Here is a 25,620-nt window from a genome sequence, read left to right as displayed (position 1 = left end):
TCCAAACCGACATTCTTTTTAACGGCTTGTCATCTGCGGCGCTGCTATGGTGCGCAGTGTCACGACTCGGCTGCACCGGGTCGCCGCAGCCCGCCATGCCCACCAGCCGCTTTGTTCAACTGTTTCCATCTTTCTCGCTCGAACCATGCCTTTCAAGATGCCCCGATCCCTGGCCCTGCTCGCACTGGCGGCAGCGCTGAGCTGCGCCTGCCTCGCCCAGGCCGCCCCGAAACCTGCCGCCGCGCCCGCACCCGCCCCGCTCACCACGGGTGTGGGCAATGTGCCCACCGGGCCCACGGCGGCACTGCTCGAATCCGTGCCGCTGCCCAATATGCAGGCACGCAGCTGGCTGGTGCTGGACATGACCAGCAACCAGATCCTGGCCGAGCAGAATGCCGACCAGCAGGAGGCTCCGGCCTCGCTGACCAAGCTGATGACGGCTTATCTCACCTTCAAGGCGCTGAAAGACGGCTCCGTCAAGCTGAACCAGATGGTGACCGAAACCAACGAGGCCTGGCGCACTGGCGGCTCGCGCATGTTCATCGACCCGCGTGTGCCGGTGTCGGTCAATGACCTGCTGCTGGGCATGATCGTGCAGTCGGGCAACGACGCCGCGATGACCCTGGCGCAGGCCGTGGGCGGCTCGGTCTCGGCCTTCGTCGGCATGATGAACCGCCAGGCGCAGCAATGGGGCCTGAAGGGCACGCACTTCATGGACCCGACCGGCCTGCCCGACCCGGGCCATCACACCACCGCGCGTGACCTCTCCGTCATCGCCGCGCACATCATCCGCGACTTCCCCGCCGACTACACCCGCTACTTCAAGGTCAAGGAATTCACCTACAACCACATCACCCAGCCCAACCGCGTGAGCCTGCTGTTCACCGACCCCTCGGTGGACGGCATGAAAACCGGCTACACCAAGGAGGCGGGCTACTGCATGATCACCTCGGCGCAGCGCAACTTCCCCAACGGCCCGCGCCGGCTGCTGACCGTGGTGATGGGCACGCCGAGCGAGCACGCACGCGGCGCCGAAAGCGAGAAGCTGCTGAACTGGGCGTTCCAGAACTTCGACGACATTCATGTGGCGACGGCCAACAAGCCGGTGCTCGGCGCCCATGTCTGGAAAGGCGAGAAAGACCATGTGCAGCTCGGCAGCTTCGACACCCTGGCGGTGAGCGTGCCGCGCGGCGACGGCGCCAAGATCAAGACCACGGTACAGCGCCCCGACCCCCTGGTGGCGCCCATCGCCCGAGGCCAGAAAATCGGCACCCTGCAGGTCACGCTCGACGGCAAGCCCATTGCCAGCTACCCGCTGGTGGCGCTGGACGCCGTGCCGCAAGCCGGTTTCTTCAAGCGCGTGTGGGATTCACTGCGCCTGGCGATCAAATAACTGGCGCTCGGCGGCGCTGAACAACAGCCCGCCGCGAAATGGTTGACGCCGATGGATGCGAGCCGTGGCGGCTCATGCCGCGATGGCGGCCTCATGCTCCAGCCACTCGCCGCGCAGCGAATGCGGCATCGCCGCGGTGATGCGCACATCCAGCAGCGCACCCACCAGCTCGGTCGCCCGGTGCGCCGGCACGGCGAAATTGACGATGCGGTTGTTGGCACTGCGGCCCTGCAGCTCGGCAGCGTTCTTGCGGCTGGGGCCTTCCACCAGCACCTGCTGCCGCGTGCCGACCATGGCTTGCGATATCGCCTGCGCGTTGGCCTCGATGCGCGCCTGCAGGGTTTGCAGCCGCGCCAGCTTCACCTCGGGTGGGGTGTCGTCAACCAGGTTGGCTGCGGGCGTGCCCGGGCGGGGGCTGAAAATGAAACTGTAGCTGGCATCGAAGCCGACGTCGTCCACCAGCTTCATGAGCTGCGCGAAGTCGGCGTCGGTCTCGCCGGGGAAGCCGACGATGAAATCCGACGACAGCGTGATGCCCGGGCGCACCGCGCGCAGGCGACGCACGATGTGCTTGAACTGCAGCGCGGTGTAGCCGCGCTTCATCGCCGCCAGAATGCGGTCGGAGCCATGCTGCACCGGCAGATGCACATGCGGCACGAGCTGCGCAATGCGGCCATGCGCCTCGATCAGGCGCTCGGTGAACTCGTTCGGATGGCTGGTGGTGTAGCGCAGGCGCTCGATGCGGGGAATGGCTGCGACATACTCCAGCAGCAAGGCGAAATCGCCCTCCTCGCCCTCCACCGGGGCCCGCCAGGCGTTGACGTTCTGCCCCAGCAGGGTGATTTCCTTCACCCCCTGCGCCGCCAGTTCGGCCACTTCGGTCAGCACGTCTTCCAGCGGCCGCGACACTTCCTCGCCGCGGGTGTAGGGCACGACGCAATAACTGCAATATTTGCTGCAGCCTTCCATGATGGACACGAAGGCGGTGGCGCCTTCGGCCCGCGCCGGCGGCAGGTGGTCGAACTTCTCGATTTCCGGAAAGCTGATGTCCACCTGCGCCCGTCCGGTGCGCTCGCGTGCCGCCAACAGCTCGGGCAGGCGGTGCAGGGTTTGCGGGCCGAACACCAGGTCGACAAACGGCGCGCGCGTGACGATGGCCGCACCTTCCTGGCTGGCCACGCAGCCGGCCACGCCGATGCGCAGCCCGGGCTTGCCGGCCTTCAACGCGCGCAGCCGGCCGAGGTCGCTGAACACCTTGTCCTGCGCCTTCTCGCGGATGGAGCAGGTGTTGAGCAGGATGAGATCGGCGTCCTCCGGCTTGTCGGTTTTTTCATAGGACTGGTCGGCGTCGAGCACATCGGCCATCTTGGCCGAGTCGTACTCGTTCATCTGACAACCGAAGGTCTTGATGTAGAGCTTTTTCATGGCGATGCATTCAGGTGGAGCGCCGCAGCGCGACCAGGCGCGCTGCGGCGTAATAGGTGTCAATCTGGCGGGCAGCGACCCGCAGGCCATGCAAATTCAACCCGCCCCGAAGCCGCAGTTCGAGGCGGCATTGGGCACAGTGGCCAGCGAGGGGTCCTTGGGGCTGACGAGCCAAACGCGGAACACGCTGCCAGAGGCGTCGCGCAGAAACACGACCGCGCTCTCCAGGCCAGGCAACTGGCCGGTGAGCACCACGCGCTGCTCGGCGTCGAGCACGCGCACACCTGGACCCAAGGTGTAGGGGACGCAGTTGATGGTGATGTCGGGCCAGGAGCCGAAGCTGGCCATGCCTTTGAGGCTGCCGCTTGGGAACAGGCGTTGCAACTGGGCTTGCGCCATGCCTGCGCTCATCCAGCAAAGCAGCATGGCGAGCCCGAGCCGAAAGCTTGCCGAACGCATGGAGTTGGTGCGAAGCACGCGGTTCATGGTGTTGATCCAGAGGCGTGAAGGTCGTTCGACCCGAACTTGCCGCATGGCCCTAAAGGCACGCAGCGCAGACCAAAATGGTAGCAGCCGGGGCGGCTTGGCAGACGCCCCGCGGGGCTCGACGGGCGCGATCTCAGCCGTACAGCTCGGCGTGCTTGAGGCTGGGCGCTGCCGCGTCCTTGGCCGCCAGGCCGGGTTGCTTCCCCACTGCCGCCAAATCCTGCAGCGGCCAGGCGATGGCCAGGTCGACATCGTTCCACAGCAGACTGCGCTCGTGCTCGGGGTACCAATAATCGGTGGTCTTGTAGAGAAATTCGGCGCTTTCGCTCAGCGTCAAAAAGCCGTGCCCAAAGCCCGGCGGCACCCAGAGCTGGCGCTTGTTCTCGGCGCTCAGCTCGACACCGACCCAGCGGCCGAAATGGGGTGAGTGCCGGCGCAGGTCGACCGCCACGTCCCACACGCTGCCCTGGGTCACGCGCACCAGCTTGCCCTGAGGCTTGACCAGTTGGTAGTGCAAGCCGCGCAGCACGCCCTGCACCGAACGCGAATGGTTGTCCTGCACGAAGTCGGCGTCGACGCCGGTGGCGGTCAGGAAATCGCGGCGGCTGTAGCTCTCGAAAAAGAAACCGCGCGCGTCGCCGAAGACCCGGGGCTCTAGCACGAGCACGTCGGGCAAAGCCGTGGGGGTTGCGGTGTAGGGCATGAGGAATGGGCAGCGACGTTGATGGGCCGAGTCAACGCGCCGGCTCTTGCAGCAGGCGCAGCAGGTATTGGCCGTAGCCGTTCTTTTTCATCGGCTCGGCCAGACGCTGCAATTGCGCGGCGTCGATCCAGCCTTGGCGGTAGGCGATTTCCTCCGGACAGGCCACTTTCAGGCCCTGGCGCTTCTCGATGGTGGCGATGAACTGGCCGGCGTCCAGCAGGCTTTCGTGCGTGCCGGTGTCGAGCCAGGCATAGCCGCGACCGAGGGTCTGCACCTGCAGCGCGCCTTGCTCCAGATAAACGCGATTGACGTCGGTGATCTCCAACTCGCCGCGCGGCGAAGGCTTGAGCGCGGCGGCGATATCGAGCACCGCGTTGTCGTAGAAATACAGCCCGGTGACGGCGTAGCTGCTCTTGGGCCTGGCCGGTTTTTCTTCCAGGCTGACCGCACGCCCCTGCGCGTCGAACTCGACCACGCCGTAGCGTTCGGGGTCTTGCACGTGATAGGCGAAGACCGTGGCGCCGCGCTCCTGGGCGCTGGCCTGCTGCAGCTGCGTCTGAAAATCGTGCCCCCAGAACAGGTTGTCACCCAACACCAGGCTGCTGGGAGCATGGCCGACGAAGTCGCGGCCGATGACGAAGGCCTGCGCCAGCCCGTCGGGACTGGGCTGCACGGCGTATTGCAGATTCAGTCCCCACTGGCCGCCGTCGCCCAGCAGCTGGGTGAAGCGCGGCGTGTCCTGCGGCGTGGAGATGACGAGCACGTCGCGCATGCCCGCCAGCATCAACGCCGACAGCGGGTAGTAGATCATCGGCTTGTCGTACACCGGCAGCAGCTGCTTGCTCACCGCCTGGGTGACGGGATAGAGCCGCGTGCCGGAGCCGCCGGCGAGAATGATGCCTTTGCGTGACTGGGGCAAGTTCATGGACGATCTGCGTTGCATGCGATGGGAGTGAAGGAGCGCCGGGAGCGTACAAAAAAAGCCGCCGACCCAGGCGCGGAACGGGTGCCAGATGTTAAACGCCCGCCTTGCGGGCTGAGCCCCATCGGGTGGCGCTTGAGGCGATCGAATGGATGTCCGATTTCCGAATTCGCCCGCCATGTGCGCCATGCCGGGAGCTGAGGCATTGGCGCCGTGCGGTCAGCCCATGTATGCGCTGCGTCCGGCCCCGTAGTAATGATCGAACACATGCGCATGCGCGCGCGCCAGTGTTTTTCGCTGCGCACGTCCTTTGAATACTGGGCCGGCAAGCGGCGCATCTCCAGCTTGATGGTCTGCATCACCGCCGCCTTGGCCTGTTGTTTATTGTTGCATTGCGCCGAGCCTTCGGTGCCCGCATCAAGGCAGGCGGCCGTGCCGCTCGGCGGGCGAGTGCCGGCGTTGAGCGGGTGGAGCGCAGCCCGGCGCTTGGAGCATTCGGTTATCTTGCTGCGAGCAAGGCAAAGTCGGCGTTCAGGGTGCTGGAGCAGGACACTGGCTCGTTCTCTCAACCGCCTAGGCCCTGGCGCACCTCTGACCATCAAGAAACGTGAATCCCGACACCGCTTATGCCGACCTGACGCCCGATTGCCTACTCAACGCGATCGACAGCCTCGGCACGCGTTGCGATGGCCGGCTGCTGCAGTTGAACAGTTTCGAGAACCGCGTCTACCAAGTCGGGCTCGAGGACGGCAGCCAGCGCATCGCCAAGTTCTACCGGCCCGGACGTTGGAGCGATGCGGCCATTCTCGAAGAGCATGCGTTCACCCTCGAGCTGGCGGAGCAGGAGATTCCCGCTGTACCGCCGCTGTCGTTCAACGGCCAAACGCTGCACCATGGCGAGGGCCATCGTTTCGCGCTGTTCGCCAGGCAGGGCGGCAGGACGCCGGAGCTCGAGCACGACGAGACACTCGAATGGCTGGGGCGTTTCCTCGGCCGCATTCATGCGGTTGGTGCCAGCGGCGCGTACCAGGCGCGGCCTTCGCTCGACATCCAGAGCTTCGGCATCGAGCCGCGCAATGTCCTCGTTGCCGGAGACTGGCTGCCCGAGGACTTGCGGCCGGCCTGGATCAGCGTCGCCGATCAGGCGCTCGAGGGCGTGAGCCGCGCCTACCAGCGTGCCGGCGACGTGCAGACGCTGCGGCTGCATGGCGACTGCCATGCCGGAAACCTCCTATGGACCGACGACGGCCCGCATTTCGTCGACTTCGACGACAGTCGCAGCGGACCCGCGGTGCAGGATTTGTGGATGCTGCTCTCTGGCGACGCGGCGGACATGCGCCGCCAGCTCTCGGCACTGCTGCGCGGCTACGCGATGTTCCGCGCGTTCGACGACCGCGAGCTGCATCTCGTCGAAGCGCTACGCACGCTGCGCCTGATCCACTACAGCGCCTGGATCGCCAGCCGCTGGCACGACCCGGCCTTCCCCGCCGCCTTTCCCTGGTTTGGCAGCGTCCGCTACTGGCAGGACCGCATCCTTGAGCTGCGCGAGCAAGTGGCGCTGATGCAGGAACCGCCGCTGCTCTGAGCGGCCCCAGGGCCAAACCCAGCCCGCCCCCGTGGGGGTCAACACAACTTGGCGCGGCGCGGCGCAAAAAAGAAAAGGGGTGACGATTTCTCGTAACCCCTTGAATTTGCTGGTGGCGCTTCAGGGACTCGAACCCCGGACCTGCGGATTATGATTCCGTCGCTCTAACCAACTGAGCTAAAGCGCCAAACCGTTGATTATAAACATAGCGACGCACCACCTGGAAGCAAGGCGCGCAGCGCATCCCGGCGATCTTCGAAGTCAGCGATTCTCGAAATGTGGCGCGCGCTTTTCCAGAAAAGCGGCCATGCCCTCCTTCTGGTCGTGCGTGGCGAACAGGCTGTGGAAGCTGCGGCGCTCGAACAACATGCCCTCGGACAGCGGCGCCTCAAAAGCCCGGTTGACGCATTCCTTGGCCATCATCACGGCCTGCAAGGGATGGCTGGCGATGATTTGCGCCGCGCCCAGCGCTTCGTCGAGCAGTTTGTCGGCAGCGACCACGCGCGACACCAGGCCGGCACGCTCGGCCTCGGCCGCATCCATCATGCGGGCGGTGAGCACCAGATCCATGGCCTTGCCCTTGCCGACCGCGCGCGGCAGGCGCTGGGTGCCACCGGCGCCGGGGATGATGCCGATCTTGATTTCGGGCTGGCCGAATTTGGCGTTGTCGGCGGCGATGATGAAGTCGCACATCATCGCCAACTCGCAGCCCCCGCCCAGGGCGTAGCCGGCCACGGCGGCAATCACCGGCTTGCGCATGGTGCGCAGGCGCTCCCAGTTGCGGGTGATGAAGTCTTGGCGATAGGCCTCGGTATAGCTTTTGTTCGCCATGGCGGCGATGTCGGCGCCGGCGGCGAAAGCCTTGTCGCTGCCGGTGAGCACGATGCAGGCGATGGCGTCGTCGGCATCGAACGCCGACAGCACCGCGCCGAGTTCATCCATCAACGCGTCGTTCAGCGCGTTGAGCTGTTTCGGCCGGTTGAGGCGAATGAGGCCGACACGGCCCTGGGTTTCAGTGAGCAGGTGCTCGTAGGACATGGCGAGTTCCGTCTTGGGGCTGGCAATGCCGCAAGCATAGGACGGAAACCGGTGGCGCTTGCGGGGTGCGCAACCGCGCCTTGGCGGGTTTGATCTGCGCAGCGGAACAGGCGCTCGAAGTCGGCTTCGGTGCAGCGCAGGGCCAAGGGGCCGACGGTGCCGGCTTCAAGCGCAAGCCAGCTTCTCAGCAGCATGCCGGCACGACTCAAACCCCCAGCCAGCGTTTGCGCCGCCGCGCTGCACCGGCTGCGGCAGTCGCTGCCACGCTGAGCGCCACCGGCCCTGGCGCTGGCGCAGGAAGCATCGCCTGAAGCTGCACCAGGCGTGCATCGCGCATGACATGCGCCTGCCAGACATCACCTCCGCGCCCGCGCGCATGCAGGCGCTTGAGTTGTTCCGGGCTGGCGCGCTGGCCGTTGATGGCAAGCAGGATGTCGCCGGGCGCCAGGCCCGCCTGCTCGGCCCAGCCTCCGGCCAGCACCTGCCGCACCTGCGGCCACCCCTGCGCATCGTCGAGCCGCAGCCCCAGGCTGCTGAGGGCGTCGGGCTTGCCCTGGCTCCAGCGCACACCCACGCTGGCCAGCAGGCGCTTGAGCGGGAGTTCGTCGCGGCCATGCACATGGCGGGCAAACAAGCCGCGCAAATCCAGGCCGCTGACTTCGCGCACCAGCGCGGGCAAGGCGTCCTCGGCAACACCCTGGCCATACAAGGGAGCATCGTCACGGCCGTAGCGCTGCCACAGCAGGCGCATGACATCGTCCAGCGTGGTTTGGCTGCGGCTGCGCAGCGTCAGGTCCAGCGCCAGGGCGAACAAACCGCCCAGGGTGTAGTAGCTGACGGTGGCGTTGGCGGTGTTCTCGTCGGGCCGATAGAACTTGATCCAGGCGTCGAAACTGGCATCGGCCAGGCTTTGCACCTGCCGGCCCGGCGTGGCCTGCACGGCGTTGATGGCACGGGCCAGCAGGTCGAGGTATTGCTGCGGCTCGATCAACCCGGCGCGGCGCAGGATGAGGTCGTCGTAATACGAGGTGAAGCCCTCGAACAGCCACAGCAGGCCGGTGGTGTTTTCGCGCTCCAGGTCGTAGGGCGTGAGGGCTTGCGGGCGGATGCGCTTCACATTCCAGGCGTGGAAATACTCGTGACTGCACAGGCCGAGAAACTGACGATAGCCGGCGCTGCGCTCGGCGCCGTCGCGGGGATGCGGCAAATCGGACTCGGCACAAATCAGCGCGGCGCAATCGGCATGCTCCAGACCGCCGCAACCGCTGGCGGTGGGTGCGAGCAGAAAGGCGTAGCGCTTGAACGGGGCGCGCGGACGTTCCGGCTCGAACAGGGCGATTTCGGTTTCGCAAATGCTCTTGAGATCGGCCCTGAGGCGCTTCGCGTCCACCTCGCCGCGCAGCCGGTCCGCATGGGCGATGACCATTTCGTGCGGCGTGCCATGGGCGCGAAACTGCAGGCGCAGCAAGCGGCCCATTTCCACCGGATGGTCGATGAGCCGGTCATAGTCGCTGGCCTGATACAGGCCGAAGCCGCGCGCGTCAACCTGCGCGGCAGGCAGGGTGGTGGCCACGCTCCAGCCGGGCTGTGACGCGGGCGGCAGAATGTGCAGCGCGTGGGGCTTTGCTTCCCAGCCGGCTGCAGCCAGCAACAGGCTGGACGGGTTGAAGAAAGCGCGCGTGGCATCGAGCCAGGCGGTGCGCACCGAGGCGTCGCGCGCATACACCGTCCAGCTCAGTTGCAGCGGCCCCTGGCATGGCGCGGCGCGCCAGCGGTTTTTGGCCACCTTGCGCAAGGCCACCGGTTTGCCCTGGCAACGCGCTTCGACCCGCAACACATGCCGGGCGAATTCACGCACCAGATAGCTGCCGGGTATCCACACCGGCAGCCAGAACTCCTGGCCCTGGGGGTCGGGCGTGGCCAGCCGCAGCTCCACGGCGAACAGGTGGGCGCGCATGTCGTCGATGCGCACGCTGTAGTGCGGGCCTTCTGCGGCCGCGTTCGCCGTGGCCCGGGCCACGGCGGAACGAGGGCGGAATGCAGGAATTTTGGCGGTCTGGGGCATGGCGTTGGTGGCGTCGGACGTCTTTGTGGCGGTGCTCGATCCCTGGAGGCTGGCGGGGCGAAGCCATGCGACTTGCACGCGGGTTGGCGATGGCGGCGCGGCAACTGTGGGCAACCACGGCATGCCTCCTGAATCCCTGCATTGTTCGCATCTCGCCAAGATTTTGCGCAAGAGCGCATTCTGCTTTGCGTCCAGCCTTCGAAACCGGCGGTGCCATGCTAATCTGGCCGGACATAACGAGAGGCCGACAGGAAAGCCATGGAACGTGACGTGTTCAGCGAAATTGCCATCCATGCCGGCACCGGCTCTCCCTCGCTCGCGTATCAGCCCCAGGTGCAATATCCGAGCGGCGAAATCGTCGGCCTGGAAGTGCTGTTTCGCTGGCGTGCCGACACCGCGCCCAAGCGCCATTCCCCACTCACCTTCCTCCCCCGCCTGTCGCCGTCGCAAACCAGCGAGCTGTTTTTCTGGGTGGTGGACGAGGCCGTGTCGGAAGCCCGCGTGCTGTCGAACTGGACCGGCTGGCGCGGCTATATCTCGGTGAACATCGAGGCCGACCAGCTCGGCGACCCCGACCTCGTGCGCCGCATCGACCAGGTGCTGCAGCGCAACCAGTGGCCGGCCAATCGGCTGATCATGGAGGTCACCGAGCGCCGCCCGATTCCGGTGTTCCCCAGCGTGCTGCGCAACATCACCGCCCTGCAACAGGCCGGCATCCTGATCGCGATGGACGACTTCGGCGAAGGCTACGCCTCGTTCGAATACCTCAAGCGCCTGAGCCCGGCACATATCAAGATTCCCGCCGGTTTCACCACCGAACTGAACACCGATGTGCGCAACCAGGAAATCGTGCGCTCGCTGGTCGCCCTGGCGCAGCGCCTGAACATCATGATCGTGGCCGAGGGGGTTGAAACCCAGGAGAATGCCGAAGCCCTGCACACCCTGGGCCTGCGGGTCATGCAGGGCTATCTGTTCGGCGAGCCGCGCGAACTGGAAGACTGGGCCCAGTTCCTCAAGCAGACCGGCAAGATCACCACGGCTTGAGCGACTCGGCACCGCGATTCGGCCGAGTCGTCACCCCCGATTGACAAGCCTGAACGCATCGCTAAGATGCTCCCACCTGGTTTTCGCCCCTTTGCCCCGATCCAAGTCCATGCAATCCTTTCGAACCTTCCCCCGCATCTGGGCGTTGGTCTGCGCATTGGCATTTTTGCCTTGGACGCAAGCGGCGCTGGTCCAGCGCGTCGTACTGCTGCTGCAAACCCTACCCAGGCCGCCTGCCCGGCAGTCCCTGCGGATCGAGTCGCCACCTCCCTCCAAGCCGCCTTTCCTCGCGGCTCGCCTCCAAGTTTGACCCCTTCGGCAGCACCCGTCCCGGTGAACCTTCACCGGGCGATGTTCGTGTTCGCCTTGCGATCAGCGCTGCGGCCTTGCAGCGTTCCATCCGCCGAAGAGGAAAGCGATGTCCCTCATCCTGCAGTGCCGCCGTGCGCAAGCCCGGCGGTTGTCATCCGTCTGGTCTGAACGCCCGGCGGCCATCCCCGTTCTCGTCACGCTTCTACTGCTCGCCGGCCTGGCCGCACCCGCCCAAGCCGCGCCCCTGACCCTCGGTGCCGCCGAGGCGCAACTGGCGCGGAGCAATCCCAGTCTGGCCGCAGCCGCGCAGCGCATCCGCGCCATCCAGCACCAGGCCGCGGCGGCCACGCAGTTGCCCGACCCGCATGTGTCGTTCGACGCGGTCAACCTGCCCACCAACAGCTTCTCGCTGACGCAGCAGAGCATGACCATGCTCAGCGTCGGCGTCAGCCAGAGCTTTCCGCCGATCGGCAAGCTGGCCCTCGAAGGCGACAAGCTGCAGGCGCAAGCCTCGGAGCAGCACTTCAGCCGCGAAGCCAAACGCGCGCAGCTGGTTCTCGCCTTGCGACGCGCCTGGCTTGCGGCGGTGTACGCGCGCCAGGCCATGGCGACGGTGCAGCGGCAGCAGACGCTGGCGCGTGAGAACGTCGACGCGGCCATGGCCAGCTACCGGGCAGGCAACGGACCGCAGAGCGATGTGTTGCGCGCCCGTCTCGCCGAGGACGAACTGCGCAACGACCAAAGCGCGCTCGCCGCGGATGAAGCGGCGTCCCTGGCCGACATTGCCCAGGCACTCGGCAGCGATCAAACGCCGCAGATCGATCCTGACTGGCCGAGCTTGTCGCCAGGCGCGACGGCTCCCGAGCAAGCGCCCCCGACCCAGCCGCTGCTGCGCATGGCCCAGGCCAAGGTGCAGATCGCCCAGGCTGGCGTGCAGGTGGCCAAGAAGGATTTCCTGCCGGAGATCACGGTTGGCGCCTCCTACGGCAAGAGCTTTTTTCCGGGCTCTCCCAACTTTTTCTCCGCCGGGGTTTCGATGAACTTGCCGATCTTCTCCAGCCATCGGCTGGATCAGGAACTCGACAGCGCCCGCGCCCAGGTGCTGGAAGCCCGCTACGACGAGCAGGACCAGCGGTTGGCCTTGCAGCAGCAGATCCGCACCGCCACGGCGCGCATGCGCAGCCAGCAGGAGAAGTGGCAGCGCATGCGCGCGCACATGCTGCCGCTGGCGCATGCGGCGTACGACTCCACCCTCACCACCTACAGCAACGGCCGCGCCAGCATGAGCGACGTGCTGAAGGCGCAGCAAGCCGTTTTTGCCCTTGAACTCCAGACCCTGCAACAGCGCCGGGATCTGCTGGCCACCCAGGCCGAACTCGACTACCTGACAACGCCTTCGGAGCAGCAGCCATGAATTTGCGAACCTTCACTCTCGGCCTCGGCCTGTTGCTGGTCGGCATCGGCGCGGGCCTCTGGACCAGCCGCTGGCTGCCGCACGGCGCCTCGGACCCCAAGACGCCGAACGCCGCGGCGGCCCCGGCTTCCGCAACAGCTTCCGCAGCAGCGCCGGCAAGCCGCCGGGTGCTGTACTGGGCCAACCCGATGAACGCCGCCATCCACTCCGACCACCCGATGAAAGACAACATGGGGATGGACTATGTCCCGGTCTACGCCCCGGCTGCGGCGCCGCAGCGCCGGGTGCTGTACTGGGTCAGCCCGATGAATCCGGCGATCCATTCGGACCGTCCGATGAAGGACAACATGGGCATGGATTACGTGCCGGTCTACGCCCCGGCCGAAGCCGGCGCCAACGACAGCGGGCTGCGCATCGACCCGCGCCTGACGCAAAACCTGGGCGTGCGCCTGACGACCGCACAGATGCGTCCCATGGGCCAGGCGATCCAGACCGTGGGCACCGTGGCCGTGGACCAGAACCGCGTCACCACCGTCACCCCGCGCTTCTCCGGCTGGGTCGTGCATCTCAAGGTGCGTGCCGTGGGCGACCCGGTGGCGCGCGGTCAGGTGCTGGCGGAGATTTACTCGCCCGAGCTGTACAGCGCGCAGCAGGAATACAGCATTGCGCGCCAGCAAGCCGGCGCGGCCGACGGTCATGCCGACAGCCAGGGCTTGCTGGCCGCGGCCAAACAGCGCCTGCTGCTGCTGGGCCTGCCCGAGGCTGCGCTCAAGCAGTTGGAGGCCTCGGGCCAGCCGATGCGCAACGTTCCCATCCTGGCGCCCGAGAGCGGGGTGGTGACGGCGCTCAATATTCGCCAGGGCAGCTATGTCTCGTCGCAGAATAGCCTGTTCGAGATCGCCAATCTGGATCGGGTCTGGGTCAATGTGGCGCTGTACGACTACCAGATGCCGTGGGTGCGCCTGGGCGACGGCGTGCAGCTCCAGCTTCCGGCCTACCCCGGCAGGAATTGGGATGGGCGCCTGAACTTTCTCTACCCCACGCTGGACCCGCAAACCCGCACCATCACCGCGCGCCTGAGCTTCGCCAACCCCGGCGGCATTCTGCGCCCGGGCATGTATGCCAACGCCACGGTGCAGGCCCAGGCGCAAACCGCGCTGGCGCTGCCGAGCAGCGCGGTGCTGCGCACGCAGGATGGCGATTACGCCATGCTGGCGCAGGCGGGCGGCCACTTCCTGCCGGTGCAAGTTGCGCTTGGGCCCGAGGCGAACGGCTGGGTGGTCATCGCCCGGGGGCTCAAGGCGGGTGACCAGGTGGTGGAAAGCGCCCAGTTCCTGCTGTACTCCGAATCGCAGTTCCAGTCGGTCAAGGCGCGCATGCTCGGTGGTCATGCCGGCACGAGCGGCGCAGGCGGCATGCCCGCCACGGGAACGATGCCAGGCATGCCGCCGGCGAGCGACCCGCAAGCCGGCGCTGCGGGGCCAACGACCCCACCAACGGTCGCACCACCCGCCACGCCGGCAGCCGCGCCCCCGCCCGCCGCCGGGTCGATGGCCGGGATGAACATGGCCCCTGGCCGGAGCGCCCCATGATCCGGCGGCTCATGGAGTGGTGCTTCGAGAACCGCAGCCTGACGGTGATCGGCGCGCTGATGCTGCTGGCCGCAGGCATCCTGGCGGTGCGCAACACGCCGCTGGAGGCCATCCCCGACATCTCCCCCACCCAGGTCATCATCAAGACCTCCTACCCCGGGCAGGCGCCGCAGGTGGTGCAGGACCAGGTGACCTATCCGCTGGAGACCACCCTGCAGTCGGTGCCCGGCGCGCGCGCGGTGCGCGGCTATTCGATGTTCGGCGACTCCTTCGTCTACGTCATCTTCAAGGACGGCACCGACATCTACCAGGCGCGCAACCTGGTGCTGCAGTATCTCAGCCAGGTGCAATCCAAACTGCCGCCTGGAGTGACGCCGGCGCTGGGGCCTGACAGTTCGGGGGTGGACTGGGTTTACATGTACGCCCTGACCGATACCGGCGGCACGCAGGACCTGAGCCAGCTCACCACCCTGCAGAACTGGTTTCTCAAGTACCAGTTGCAGGGCATTCCGGGCGTGGCCGAGGTCGCCACGGTCGGCGGCATGGTGAAGGAATACCAGGTGGTGGTGAACCCGCAGGCCCTGCTGGCCTACAACCTCACCCTGCCGCAGGTGGAAGATGCCATCCGCGCCGCCAATGGCGAGACCAGCGGCTCGGTGGTCGATCTCGGCGAAGCCAGCTATATGGTGCGCACCACCGGCTATATCCGCTCCTTGCGGGATCTGGAGAACGCGCCGCTGGCGGCGCGCGGCGGGGTGCCGCTGACGCTCAAGGATGTCGCCCGCGTCCAATTCGGCCCGGAACTGCCCAACAGCGCCGCCGACCTCAACGGCGAGGGCGCGGTGGTGGGGGGCATCGTGATGATGAACCAGGGCTCGAACGCCGATGCCATCATCCGCCGGGTCGAGGACAAGATCCGCAGCATCCAGCCCTCGCTGCCGCCCGGGGTGAAGATCGTCACCACCTACAGCCAGGCGCCGCTGATCCAGCGCGCCATCCACACCCTGACCGAGAAGCTGCTGGAAGAGTCGCTGATCGTCGCCCTGGTGTCGTTCCTGTTCCTGCTGCGCGCGCGCTCGGCGCTGGTGGCCATCGTGTCGCTGCCGCTGGGCATCCTCGCCGCCTTCCTGGTGATGTGGGCGCAGGGCATTCCGGCCAACATCATGTCCCTGGGGGGCATCGCCATCGCCATCGGCGCGATGACCGACGCCGCGATCGTGATGATCGAGAACATGCACAAGCATATGGAGCAGGATCCCGGCGCCGATCCCTGGATGAAGGCGCGGGTGGCGGCATCGGAAGTCGGGCCGGCGCTGTTTTTTTCGCTGCTGATCATCGCGGTGTCGTTCCTGCCGGTGTTCGCGCTCGGCGGCGAGGAGGGCAAGCTGTTTCGGCCCCTGGCCTTCACCAAGACCTATGCCATGGCCGCGGCCGCCATCCTGTCCATCACCCTGGTGCCGCTGCTGATGGCCTGGTTCATTCGCGGGCATATCCGCCCGGAGGGAAAGAACCCCTTGAACCAGATGCTGATCTGGCTCTACCGCCCCTTGATCCACGGCGTGCTGCGGGCTCCCTGGGTGGTCATCGTGCTGGCCCTCGTCGCCGTGGCCAGCCTGTATTTCCCCTGGAAGCACCTCGGCTCGGAGTTCATGCCGCCCTTGAACGAAGGCACCCTGCTGTACATGCCGGTGTCGCAGGATCCGTCGATCTCCATCGGCCAATCCGCCGCGATCCTGCAGCAGAGCGACCGCATCATCAAGACCTTCCCCGAAGTGGAGAGCGTGTTCGGCAAGGCGGGCCGGGCGCAGACCGCGACCGACCCGACGCCGATCTCGATGTTCATGACGGTCGTGAACCTGAAGGACCGCAGCACCTGGCCGGCCGGCATGACCACCGCCAAGCTGATCGAGAAGATGAATCAGGCGCTGCAGATTCCCGGTGTGTCGAACACCTGGACCCAGCCGATCAAGGGCCAGGTGGACATGCTGACCACCGGCCTGCAAACGCCGCTCGGCATCAAGGTCACCGGCAGCAATCTCGACACGCTGAACCGGCTGGGGCAGGAGATCCAGGCGGCGCTGCAAACCGTTCCGGGCACCCAGAACGCCTATGCGGCGCGGGCCACCGGCGGGCGCTACATCGTGGTCGACACCAACCGGCTGGCAGCCGCGCGCTACGGCCTTTCGGTGGCGGATGTGAACCGCCTGGTCGAGACCGCCATCGGTGGACAGATGCTGTCCACCGCCGTCAACGGCCTGGAGCGCTTCCCCATCAGCCTGCGCTACCCGCGCGAACTGCGCCAGTCGCTGTCCACGCTGATGGAAAGCCGCATCGCCACGCCCGAGGGCAGCCAGATTCCGCTGGCGCAGGTGGCCACGCTGCGCATCGAGGGCGGCCCGCCCATGCTCACCAGCGACAACAGCCGCCTGAATTCCTGGGTGTACATCGACCTCAAACCCGGCACCAGCATCGGCGGCTACGTGGCCGCGGCGCAAGCGGCCCTGGCACAGAAGGTTCATCTGCAGCCCGGTTTCACGCTCGACTGGGTTGGGCAGTACCAGGCGCTGGAGCAGGCCGTGCAGCGTCTGAAGATCGTCGTGCCGGCGGTGATCGGCCTGATCGCGCTCCTGCTGTATTTCAACTTCAAGAACATCACCGAGGTCGCCATCATCCTGCTGACCTTGCCGCTGTCGCTGGTGGGCGGATTCTGGTACGTCGACTGGCTGGGCTACAAGCTCTCGGTTGCGGTGGGCGTGGGCTTCATCGCCACCGCCGGGGTGGCCTCCGAGTTCGGCGTGGTCATGCTGCTGTATCTCGACGCGGCGCTGGAACGGCGCAAGATTCACGACCGCCTCAACACCTGGGACGACCTCAAGCAAACGGTGGTCGAGGGCACCTTGCTGCGGCTGCGGCCCATGGCGATGACCCTGACCATGGTGGTCGGCGGCCTGCTGCCCATCATGTTCAGCGAAGGCGCCGGTGCCGACGTGATGAAGCGCATCGCCGCGCCCATGGTTGGCGGCATGCTGACGGCTGCCTTGCTGGCGCTGCTGGTGATTCCGGCGGTTTACGCCCTGTGGCAGAAGCGGCGCCTGGGGCTGGGCTCAGACCCCAGACAGGAGGCGGCCGCGTGAAGCCCATGATCGTGCGGCCATCGTTCCCGTCTGCGACCCGAACTCGGGAAGGCCCGTTGCAGTCCAACTGGGACGAACTTCCGAGGCCTGCAGCGCCAACGGCGGCGGCCCGAACGAGCCCATCAGCGCCATGCCTCTTTTGTCGTACATCCCCTTTGCTTCAACCTGGAGACCATCATGCAACGTCGCTCTTTCGTGACCACTCTTGTGGGTTTTGTTGGAACCGTCGCGGGCTACTTCACCGGACGTGGCGCCCCGCCCGCCCAGGCCCAGGGGATGACGGGGGGCGGGATGATGGGCGGAGGCATGGGCGGCATGATGTCGCCGGGGAATATGAACGGGCCCATGCGCACCGGCATGGAACTGTTCGAGCGCCACGAACTCATCCGGCGCGAAGTCAAGGAACTGCCCAACGGGGTGCATGACGTGACCACCTCGGCCGACCCCGCCACCGCAGCGCTGATCCAAGAACATGTGGTGGACATGTATGCGCGGCTGGCGCAGGACCGCCCCTTTCCCTACCCCATGAGCAATAGCGTGCCGCAGATGTTCGCCAACCCGACCAAGTACCAGCGCAAGCTCGACATCCTGCCCGATGGCGTGGCCGTGACCGAGACCTCCTCCGACCCGGAGATGGTCGCCGTGATCAAGGCCCACTCCCGCGAACTCGACCGTTTCGCCAAGGAGGGCATGCCGGCCATGATGCGCGGGATGATGTGATGCCTGAATTCGCGGCGCTGTGCAGAGATGGCCGGAACGGTCTGCATGGCGATCCCGGCGAGGCGAAGTCTTCCATGTGGGGTTGCCACAGCAGCCAACCCCATGTCTTGGCTGCTGTGTCAGCGCTGCTGCATTTCAATCATCTGGAGAATTGCCATGAGAACACTGTTGATCGTCATCACCCCCCTGCTGATGCTGGGCGCCGCCTATCCGGCGTTTGCTGCGGACAGCAATGGGGTGCAGGCCCGGGAGGCGCAAATTCAGGCCTGCTTCCGTATGCATTATCAATTGATGGACAGGCCCGCCGTGCGCAATCCGCTGGACTGCTGGAGGACGCATGGATTCTTGATGAAGCAGTGACCAGCCTTGCAGCCATCCCCGTCTGGGGGCAACCCTGCGGGACGGGGGACTGGGCAGATGCAGTGCAAGGCGCGAGCCGTTTGCGGTGCCCAAGCTATGGCGCGGATTTGCAACGCCGCGGACCGCCCGAGGCGCGGACGCGATGCGCACGAGGGACTTGTTCAGCGTCGCCCTCACCCAGTTCGAAGTCATGCCACCAACCAAGGTCCCTGCTGAAGCCCATGAAAAAGCCCGCGATCGCGGGCTTTTTCATGGGCGCGTGGATGGGCCTCGGCCCACGACCTCACTTCATCGCCAGGCGCTTGTCGATCTCGGCAGCGTCCACCGCGCCGGTGATGCGCTGGCCGTTTTCCAGGAACATGGTGGGGGTGCTTTCGACACCCAGCTTCTGGCCCAGGGCAAGGTTGGCTTGCAGCGGCGTGGCACAGCTTGCGGGGGCTTGCGGCGGCTCCTTCTGGTCGTTCATCCAGGCTTCCCAGGCTTTGCCTTTGTCGGCGGCGCACCAGATGTCGCGCGCCTTGGCGGGCGACTCGGGGCGAATGACGGGGAACAGGAACACATGCACCGTCATATTGCTCATTTTCTCCAGCGTCTTGTTGAGCTGATGGCAGTAGGGGCAGTAAGGGTCTTCGAACACGGCGAGCTGACGCTTGCCGTTGCCGTAGACCACCTTGAACGCGTCTTTCAGCGGCAACTCGCTCCACTTGATTTTCCGCAGCTCCTCGACGCGCGTCTTGGTGATGTTGATGCCGTTCTTGGTGTCGAGAATTTCACCGGCGAAGAGGAAGGTGCCGGTGGAATCGGTGTAGAACACGCGGTCGCCGAGGTCCACTTCGTACAGGCCGGCGTAGGGCGTCTTGATGATCTGCGCCGAGGCGGGGAAGTTGGGCAGCACCTTGGACAGCGCCTTGCGCACATCCGCCGTGCTCTGCGCCTGGCTGGCGCTGGCGAACACGGTGCTGGCGGCGAGCAACAGGGTGGCGGCGATACAGCGAAATTTCATGGGAGTTCCTGAACATGGATGCGGCTGGAGCAAGCGGCCGCGCGTTGCATCGAGGACCGTGGGCTCAGGAGTCGATGGGGATCGTCGCAAGGCTCGCTTGCCGCCGCGAGGGGGCGGACCTGGCTTGCGTTGCCTTGGGGACACTCAGGCCATCACGGACAAACCCGAAGCATAGCCCGCCAACAAACGCTTCAAGGGTGTCAGGTGATTGGTGCCGGCCAGCCCGAGGGCACGCAGCGGCGCGAGCCAGGCCATGCCGGGGGCGTAGAGCCGGTGCAGGCCGTCGGTCGCCAGTTCCAGCGCCAGCACCTGCTCGGCGCGGGCGCGGGCATAACGCCGCAGCACCCGCGCATCGCCGACTGCTTGCGCGTCGCCACGCCCAGTCAGCACCGCAACCAGCGCCTGCACGTCCTGCAAGCCGAGGTTGAGGCCATGCCCAGCCAGGGGGTGGATGACATGGCCGGCGTCGCCAAGCAGCGCCGTGCCGGGCGCCACCAGGCTGTGGGCGCGCTGCAGCACCAGGGGCCAGGCGCCAATCTCCCCGGCCGCAGCGAAAGGCGCGAGGCGGGCTGCGCCCAGGGCTTCGAGGTGGGGCTGCAAGCTGGGCACCAGACCTTCGGCGCCGGCTGCGCGCAAGGTCGTGGCCAGGGTGTCGGGGGCGGACCACACCAGGGAAACCTGATGCTCGCCGCCCTGATCGGCCAGGGGCAGCAAGGCGATGACGCCGGCCTCGTTGAACGCCTGGTAGGCGGTGCCGCCATGCGGCAGGGCGCAGCGCAAATTGCACACCAGTCCGGTCTGGCCATAAGGTTTGCTGCGCAGACCGATGCCGGCCCAGTCGCGCACGCGGCTGTGGCGCCCGTCGGCACCCAGCAGCAGGCCGGTGCGCGCCACGCTGCCATCCGCCAGGGTGAGCGCCCATTGCGCGCCGTCGAACTGCGCCTGCTCGACGCCGCCGGGCACGAGCGTGGCGCCGCGCTCGAACTGCAGCGCGAGGTCGAGCGCGCGCTCCACCGCGTCGGACTCGGCGATCCACGCCAGCGCCTCGACGCTTTGCGCATAGGCGTCGAACTGCAGCGCCGCGCCATCGGCCGCAATGCGCATGCGGGCCACCGGCTGCACCCGCGGCTGCGGCAATTGCGACCAGACGCGCAGGCCATCGAGAAAGCGGCGCGACGCGGCGTTGAAGGCGTAGACGCGCTGGCCGTAGCCTTGCGCTGGGGCGGCCGCCGCAGGCCGGGCGCCGCACAGCAGCACGCGCAGGCCGGCCTGCGCCAGCGCCAGGGCGGCGGCCTTGCCGACCAGTCCACCACCGGCGATGACGACATCCTCGCCAGGCAACGAAGGGCCGCTCCCGGGTTTGTTTGGCCCCCGCGGAGGGAGTCCGCTGGCGGGCTTGCTGGGGCGTAGCGTGCGCATCGTCATGCCGTCGATACCTGTGCCTAGAATGAACATCCCTTCATTTTGCGCCCGCCCCGGCGCGGCAGTGCACTGCCGCGCCGAACACACCTCCGATGCAAGGACACTTGAACACACCGAGCTGCGGCAGGCTGCCACCATGGGCAACAAGCTGATCAAGAGCGCCGTCGCGGCGCTGATCGCCATCGGCATCCTGGTGGTTGGCGGGGTGGGACTGGTGCTGCTGGCGTTCGACCCGAACCAGTACAAGGCGGCTCTCATCAGCGCGGTGCAGGAACGCTATCACCGCACGCTGCAATTGCCCGGCACCATCGAGCTGCGGCTGTTTCCGCCCTTCACCCTGAACACCGGGCCCATGCGCCTGAGCGAGCCCGGCAGCAGCGCGCTGTTCGCCCAGGCCAGCGATATGCGCCTGCATCTGAACCTGCTGGCGCTGCTGCAGCGGCAGATCGTGGTCGACCGCATCGTGCTCGATGCGCCACACATCGTCGTGCAGCGCAACGCGCAGGGGCAATTCAATTTCGACGACCTGCTGCCCAAGGCCGATACCGCGCCTTCTTCTGCCGCATCCCCGCCTGCCAGGCCGACCGCGCCGGTGGGCATGCTGGTGCGCAAGCTCAGCATCAACGGCGGCGACATCGCCTTGAGCGATGCCAGGACCGGCGTCAGCGGCCGCTTCAGCGGCTTGAGCCTGGAACTCTCCGGACTGGGCGAACCCGCCTTGAGCCCGATGAGCTTGAGTGCGCGCGCCACGTTCACCAAACCCTTGCTGGACGCGAACTTCAGCCTGAAAGGCCAGTTGCAAGCCGCGCCGCACAACCCGCTGCTGCTGCAAGACTTCATGCTGCGCAGCGACGGCAACATCCTGGGCATCAAGAAACTGTTGAGCAATGTGTCGGGCAGCCTGAGCTATACGCCAGCACCGGCCGCAAGCCCGCTTGCGGCGGCGGCCGGAAAACCCGAGCCCAGGCCACAGCCGGGCAGGGATGGCGGCTTGCAGCTGCAGAATGTGCAGATCAAGGCCCAGGGCCAGAATGCGAAGGGCGAACCGCTGCAATTCGATGCAAGCCTGCCGCTGTTCGACTGGAGCGGCAACAGCATTCAGTCGGGAGCTTTGCAGGCGCGGGCGCTGCTGGGCGCGGCACCGCGCACCCTGCACCTCGAACTCGAAGCCCCGGCCTGTTCAGGACCGGCGGCCAAGCTTGCCATCCCCGGCTTGCGCTTCGATCTGCAGCAAGGCCAGGGGCCGCAGGCGCCGGGCCTGCACGCCAGCTTGCAGGGCGCGCTGAATCTGGATCTGCCCGGACTGCAAGCCAGCTTCGACGCCGCCCGGCTGCAAGGCAGCTGGCGGGCGGACAGTCCGCAGGCGCAAGCGCTCACCTTCGACCTGCAAGGCCGTCTGAGTTACGCGCAGGCGGGCGCCGAAGCCAGCTTTGCCCTGGCCGGACAGGCCGGTCCGGCCAAGGTGCAGCTCACCGGCGCCAGCCAGCAAGGCGCCATCACGCTGCAGGCCGACGCCGACCGGCTCGATCTCGACGCTTTGCTCGGCACCCACGCCACCGTCGCCTCGGCGCAGCCAGTTGCAAGCAAGCCAGCACCCAAGGCCGGCACGCCCGCGGCAGCACCCATCGACCTGTCTGCGCTCAAGGGCCTGCAACTCGATGCCCGCCTGCGACTGGGAAGCCTGCGCTTCAAGGGCATGCAATGGAACGCTTTGACGGCGCATGTGCGCGACGACGGCGACACCCTCAGCGTCGATCCGTTTGCGATGCAGGGCTATGGCGGCACGCTGGGCGGCACGCTGCAGGTGGACCTGAACCATGCCGGCTACGCCCTGATGCAGACCGCCCGGCACCTGCAAATCCAGCCCATCATCCAGGCCTTGAGCGGGTATGACCTGCTGCTCGGCACGGCCGACGCCCAGCTCGCGCTGACGACGCGCGGTGCGAGCACCACCGCCCTGCTCGGCGCGCTCGACGGCACGGCGCAATTCGAGGTGCGCAACGGCGCCATCAAGGGCTTCAATCTGGCGCAAAGCCTGCGGCAGGCCGGCAACCTGCTGCGCCTGCGGCAAGACAGCCTGGGCAGCACCAGCGGCCAGGAGCGGACCGATTTCTCATCGCTCTCGGTGAGCTTCCAACTCGCTCAGGGCGTGGCCTCCAGCCGTGACCTCAACGTGCAAAGCCCGCTGCTGCGGGTGGGCGGCGAGGGCCGTGTCGACCTGCCCGCCCGCACGCTCGACTATGTCTTGCGTCCCACGCTCGTCGGCACCCCCGCCGGGCAGGACGGCCCACAAGCGGCCGCCCTCAAGGGCCTGACCGTCCCGGTGCGCATCAGCGGCGCCTTCTCCCGGCCGCAGTACGCGGTGCTCTGGTCGCAGGCCGCGGGCGGCGCCATCGAGAGCGCGCTGAAAAACCGCGCCGAGCAGGAACTGCAAAAACGCCTCGGCGTGAAAGACCGGCAGCAACTGCGCGAGCAGCTGCAAAACCGGCTCAAGGGTTTGTTGCGCTGAGGTCCGTGGCGCGCCTCTCAAGGAAACGCGGGGCCGCCCCAAGTTTCCTTGCCCCCCCCGCGGGGGGCGGGCCGGCGGGCCGACCCTGGGGGCGCTCACAAGCCGAAATAGGTCTCGCGCACGGCGTCGCTCGCCTCCAGCTCGGCGCGGGTGCCCGAGAGTTTGACCTTGCCGTGGTCGATGAGGTAGCCGCGATCGGCCAGTTCGAGGAAGGCGACGTTCTGTTCGGCAATCAGCAGCGAGGTGCCGTGTCCGATGCTGGTCTTGAGCACCTGGATCACCTGCTTGACGAACACCGGCGCCAGCCCCGACGAAGGCTCGTCCATCAGCAACAGCTTGGGCTCGGCCACCAGCACCTTGGCGATGCCCAGCATCTTGCGCTGCCCGCCCGACAGGGTGCCGGCGGCGTCACGGCGCTTGGCGGCGAGATCGGGGAACAGCTGGAACAGGCGCTCCTTGCGCTGGCGCACCTTGGCGTCGGGCAGGAAGTAGCCACCGAGAGCGATGTTCTCGTCGATGGACAAGGAGGGGAACACGCCGAGCTCGGACATGAAGGCGATGCCACGGCGAATGCGCTGGTCGGGAGCCCATGCATCGATGCGTTCGCCCACGAAGCTGATGCTGCCGCGCCAGCAGGGCAGCAGGCCGATGAGGGTGCGCAGCAGGGTGGACTTGCCGGCGCTGTTGGCGCCGAGCAGCAGCACGGTTTCGCCCGCGGCGACGTCGAGATCGACACCCCACAGCACCTGCATCGCGCCGTAGCCGGATTGCAAACCCTGGACTTCGAGCAAGGCCATGGTCCTCAACCTCCGATGAATGCGGCGACCACTTCCGGATCGCGCGAGGCGGCGTCGAGCGAGCCTTCGAACAACATGCGGCCGGCGCCGAGGACGATGACTCGCGCGGTGATGTTGTTGAGGAACGCCATCAGATGTTCGACCACGATCAGGCTGATGCCGCGCTGGGCGAGTTTGAGCAGCAGCTCGGCGATGCCGCCGAGTTCGGCAGGGTTGAGCCCGGCGCCGATTTCATCCACCAGCAGCAGCTTCGGTCCGGTGGCCAGGGCGCGGCCGAGGTCGAGCAGCTTTTGCTGGTTGACGGTGAGCGAACCCGCCAGCTTGTCGGCCTGGGCGAGCAGGTTGATGTCGCGCAGGACGGCTTCGACGTCGACCTGCTGCTGCGCATGGCCGAAGTAGGCGGCGACTTCGATGTTTTCACGCGCGGTCATGTCGCGGAAGTTCTTGGGCACCTGGAAGGTGCGGTTGATGCCCAGCCGCGCCAGCTTGTGCATGGGTACCTGGTGCACGGGCTGGCCCGCGTAGGTGATGCTGCCGGCGTCGGCCCGGTACAGGCCGGAGATGACGTTGATGGTGGTGGTCTTGCCCGAGCCGTTGGGGCCGACCAGACCGACGATTTCACCCGGAGCGAGACTGAAGCTCACGTCGTTCAACACCACGTGGCCGCCGAAGCGCTTGTTCACGCCTGCGAGTTGCAAAATGGGCTCGGCGCCGCCCGCGGCGCTTGCGGGGGTTTCAGAAAACACGCACACCCCTCCGCGTGAACAGCGACAGAATGCCGCCGGGCAGGAACAGCACCAGCAGCACGATGAGCAGGCCGTAGATGAGCTGGAAATACTGCGGCGTGGAAATGCCGATGGCCGCGTACAGCGTGTACAGCACGGCCGCGCCGATGATGGGGCCGATGACCGTGCCGACACCGCCGAACAGCGCGAAGACGATGGCGAATACCGAGATCTGCAAGGTGAACACCGCCTCGGGGTAGAACACCGAGAGGTTCCATGCATAAGCCCCGCCGGCCAGACCGGCAACGCTGGCCGAGATCAGCCAGGTGAGCAGGCGTGCGCGCACCACGTCGATGCCGGCCATGCTCGCGCTCACCGGGTCTTGCCGCATCGCCCGCAGCCCCATGCCGAAGCGCGAACTGCGGAACCACGCCGCCAGGCCCGTGGCCAGCAGCAGCACGGCCAGCATGGTGTTGTAGCTGGCGCCGGGCGCATACACCTGCTCGATTTTCAGGCCGTAAGGTCCGCCGGTGATGTCCGCGAGATTGGTGTTGGAGACGACGAAATACAGGATTTGCGACGCCGCCAGACTGGCGATGGAAAAGTACGCCCCCGACAGGCGCAGCAGCGGGCCGAGGACGAGCGCCATCAGCGTTGACGCCACGCCGCCGCCCAGCACGCAGAGCAGCACCGGCAAGCCGCTGTGCAGCACCAGCAGCGAGGTGGCATAGGCCCCGCAACCGAAAAACCCGACATAGCCGAAGGGCAGGTAGCCGGTGAAGCCGTACAGCAGGTTCAAGCCCTGCGCCAGAACGATGAACGTCATCAGGGTGAACAGCAGCGTCTCGTTGCCGTACACATGCGGCAGCAGCAGAAACACGACGGCCAACAGCAGCAGCACGATCAGCCCGGGCCGCAGGCGCCGCAGCCGGGAAGGCCCGGGCATGGAAATGGCGATAGGTTCGGCCATG

The 25,620-nt window shown here is 66.7% G+C and carries 20 protein-coding genes and 1 tRNA gene; 9 read left to right on the top strand and 12 right to left on the bottom strand.

Annotated features, from left to right (window positions below):
• Nucleotides 1-157: 157 nt before the first annotated feature.
• On the top strand, nt 158-1,393 hold the full coding sequence (locus THIX_RS04060) for a D-alanyl-D-alanine carboxypeptidase family protein (protein WP_112488145.1): 1,236 nt from the start codon (nt 158-160) through the stop codon (nt 1,391-1,393).
• A 72-nt stretch (nt 1,394-1,465) separates the two neighbouring features.
• On the opposite strand, the gene miaB is transcribed toward THIX_RS04060, so the two are convergent.
• From miaB to rfbA, 4 genes are all read right to left on the bottom strand, one after another.
• Nucleotides 1,466-2,818 carry a tRNA (N6-isopentenyl adenosine(37)-C2)-methylthiotransferase MiaB gene (gene miaB, locus THIX_RS04055; protein ID WP_112485117.1) on the bottom strand — a complete coding sequence of 451 codons (1,353 nt, stop codon included), beginning with the start codon at nt 2,816-2,818 and terminating at the stop codon, nt 1,466-1,468.
• A gap of 96 nt (nt 2,819-2,914) precedes the next feature.
• The gene (locus tag THIX_RS04050; RefSeq protein WP_112485115.1) at nt 2,915-3,304 is read right to left on the bottom strand and encodes a hypothetical protein; all 390 of its coding nucleotides are present in this window, start codon (nt 3,302-3,304) and stop codon (nt 2,915-2,917) included.
• A gap of 133 nt (nt 3,305-3,437) precedes the next feature.
• A complete protein-coding gene (gene rfbC / locus THIX_RS04045) occupies nt 3,438-4,007 on the bottom strand; it encodes a dTDP-4-dehydrorhamnose 3,5-epimerase (protein WP_112485112.1) in 570 nt (189 codons plus the stop codon).
• A 31-nt stretch (nt 4,008-4,038) separates the two neighbouring features.
• The gene (gene rfbA / locus THIX_RS04040) at nt 4,039-4,932 is read right to left on the bottom strand and encodes a glucose-1-phosphate thymidylyltransferase RfbA (RefSeq protein WP_112485109.1); all 894 of its coding nucleotides are present in this window, start codon (nt 4,930-4,932) and stop codon (nt 4,039-4,041) included.
• Between the two features lie 604 nt (nt 4,933-5,536).
• Here rfbA and THIX_RS04035 point away from each other — a divergent pair.
• Nucleotides 5,537-6,514 (top strand): serine/threonine protein kinase, encoded by a 978-nt coding sequence (locus THIX_RS04035; RefSeq protein WP_112485107.1) that lies wholly within the window; start codon nt 5,537-5,539, stop codon nt 6,512-6,514.
• A gap of 110 nt (nt 6,515-6,624) precedes the next feature.
• On the opposite strand, the gene THIX_RS04030 is transcribed toward THIX_RS04035, so the two are convergent.
• From THIX_RS04030 to THIX_RS04020, 3 genes are all read right to left on the bottom strand, one after another.
• Nucleotides 6,625-6,701, bottom strand: a tRNA-Met gene (locus tag THIX_RS04030).
• Between the two features lie 74 nt (nt 6,702-6,775).
• On the bottom strand, nt 6,776-7,552 hold the full coding sequence (locus THIX_RS04025; protein ID WP_112485105.1) for an enoyl-CoA hydratase: 777 nt from the start codon (nt 7,550-7,552) through the stop codon (nt 6,776-6,778).
• 205 nt (nt 7,553-7,757) lie between these two features.
• Nucleotides 7,758-9,617, bottom strand: a complete 1,860-nt coding sequence (locus THIX_RS04020) for a M61 family metallopeptidase (RefSeq protein WP_112488144.1) — start codon at nt 9,615-9,617, stop codon at nt 7,758-7,760.
• Between the two features lie 258 nt (nt 9,618-9,875).
• Here THIX_RS04020 and THIX_RS04015 point away from each other — a divergent pair, with 258 nt between their 5' ends.
• The 6 genes from THIX_RS04015 to THIX_RS03990 all read left to right on the top strand — a co-directional run bounded on the left by THIX_RS04015 (nt 9,876) and on the right by THIX_RS03990 (nt 18,193).
• Entirely contained in the window at nt 9,876-10,661 is a 786-nt protein-coding gene (locus THIX_RS04015; protein ID WP_112485102.1) for an EAL domain-containing protein, read from the top strand.
• Nucleotides 10,662-11,079: 418 nt separating this feature from the next.
• The gene (locus THIX_RS04010; protein ID WP_031407551.1) at nt 11,080-12,387 is read left to right on the top strand and encodes a TolC family protein; all 1,308 of its coding nucleotides are present in this window, start codon (nt 11,080-11,082) and stop codon (nt 12,385-12,387) included.
• Complete coding sequence (locus THIX_RS04005) at nt 12,384-13,979, top strand: efflux RND transporter periplasmic adaptor subunit (RefSeq protein WP_112485100.1); 1,596 nt, start codon at nt 12,384-12,386, stop codon at nt 13,977-13,979. Before THIX_RS04010 ends, THIX_RS04005 begins: the two co-directional genes overlap by 4 nt.
• Nucleotides 13,976-17,113, top strand: coding sequence for an efflux RND transporter permease subunit (locus THIX_RS04000; protein ID WP_112485098.1), 3,138 nt, complete (start codon nt 13,976-13,978; stop codon nt 17,111-17,113). Before THIX_RS04005 ends, THIX_RS04000 begins: the two co-directional genes overlap by 4 nt.
• Nucleotides 17,114-17,290: 177 nt before the next feature.
• Nucleotides 17,291-17,833, top strand: coding sequence for a hypothetical protein (locus THIX_RS03995; RefSeq protein ID WP_112485096.1), 543 nt, complete (start codon nt 17,291-17,293; stop codon nt 17,831-17,833).
• Nucleotides 17,834-17,989: 156 nt separating this feature from the next.
• Entirely contained in the window at nt 17,990-18,193 is a 204-nt protein-coding gene (locus tag THIX_RS03990) for a hypothetical protein (RefSeq protein ID WP_112485093.1), read from the top strand.
• Between the two features lie 283 nt (nt 18,194-18,476).
• Here the strand turns inward: THIX_RS03990 and THIX_RS03985 are convergent, their stop codons facing one another.
• A complete protein-coding gene (locus THIX_RS03985; RefSeq protein WP_112485091.1) occupies nt 18,477-19,196 on the bottom strand; it encodes a DsbC family protein in 720 nt (239 codons plus the stop codon).
• A gap of 144 nt (nt 19,197-19,340) precedes the next feature.
• On the bottom strand, nt 19,341-20,537 hold the full coding sequence (locus THIX_RS03980) for an FAD-dependent monooxygenase (protein ID WP_233224387.1): 1,197 nt from the start codon (nt 20,535-20,537) through the stop codon (nt 19,341-19,343).
• A gap of 106 nt (nt 20,538-20,643) precedes the next feature.
• Between THIX_RS03980 and THIX_RS03975 the strand changes: the two genes are divergently transcribed.
• Nucleotides 20,644-23,127, top strand: coding sequence for an AsmA family protein (locus THIX_RS03975; RefSeq protein WP_158540794.1), 2,484 nt, complete (start codon nt 20,644-20,646; stop codon nt 23,125-23,127).
• Between the two features lie 95 nt (nt 23,128-23,222).
• On the opposite strand, the gene THIX_RS03970 is transcribed toward THIX_RS03975, so the two are convergent.
• The 3 genes from THIX_RS03970 to THIX_RS03960 are packed head-to-tail and all read right to left on the bottom strand — an operon-like array spanning nt 23,223 to nt 25,619.
• Nucleotides 23,223-23,924, bottom strand: coding sequence for an ABC transporter ATP-binding protein (locus tag THIX_RS03970; protein WP_112485087.1), 702 nt, complete (start codon nt 23,922-23,924; stop codon nt 23,223-23,225).
• 5 nt (nt 23,925-23,929) lie between these two features.
• Nucleotides 23,930-24,670 carry an ABC transporter ATP-binding protein gene (locus tag THIX_RS03965; protein ID WP_112485085.1) on the bottom strand — a complete coding sequence of 247 codons (741 nt, stop codon included), beginning with the start codon at nt 24,668-24,670 and terminating at the stop codon, nt 23,930-23,932.
• The gene (locus THIX_RS03960) at nt 24,660-25,619 is read right to left on the bottom strand and encodes a branched-chain amino acid ABC transporter permease (protein WP_233224386.1); all 960 of its coding nucleotides are present in this window, start codon (nt 25,617-25,619) and stop codon (nt 24,660-24,662) included. Before THIX_RS03960 ends, THIX_RS03965 begins: the two co-directional genes overlap by 11 nt.
• Nucleotide 25,620 lies beyond the last annotated feature (1 nt).

Source organism: Thiomonas sp. X19, assembly GCF_900089495.1.
Taxonomy (GTDB): Bacteria; Pseudomonadota; Gammaproteobacteria; order Burkholderiales; family Burkholderiaceae_C; genus Thiomonas_A.
This window is presented reverse-complemented; position numbering and strand designations above follow the sequence as displayed.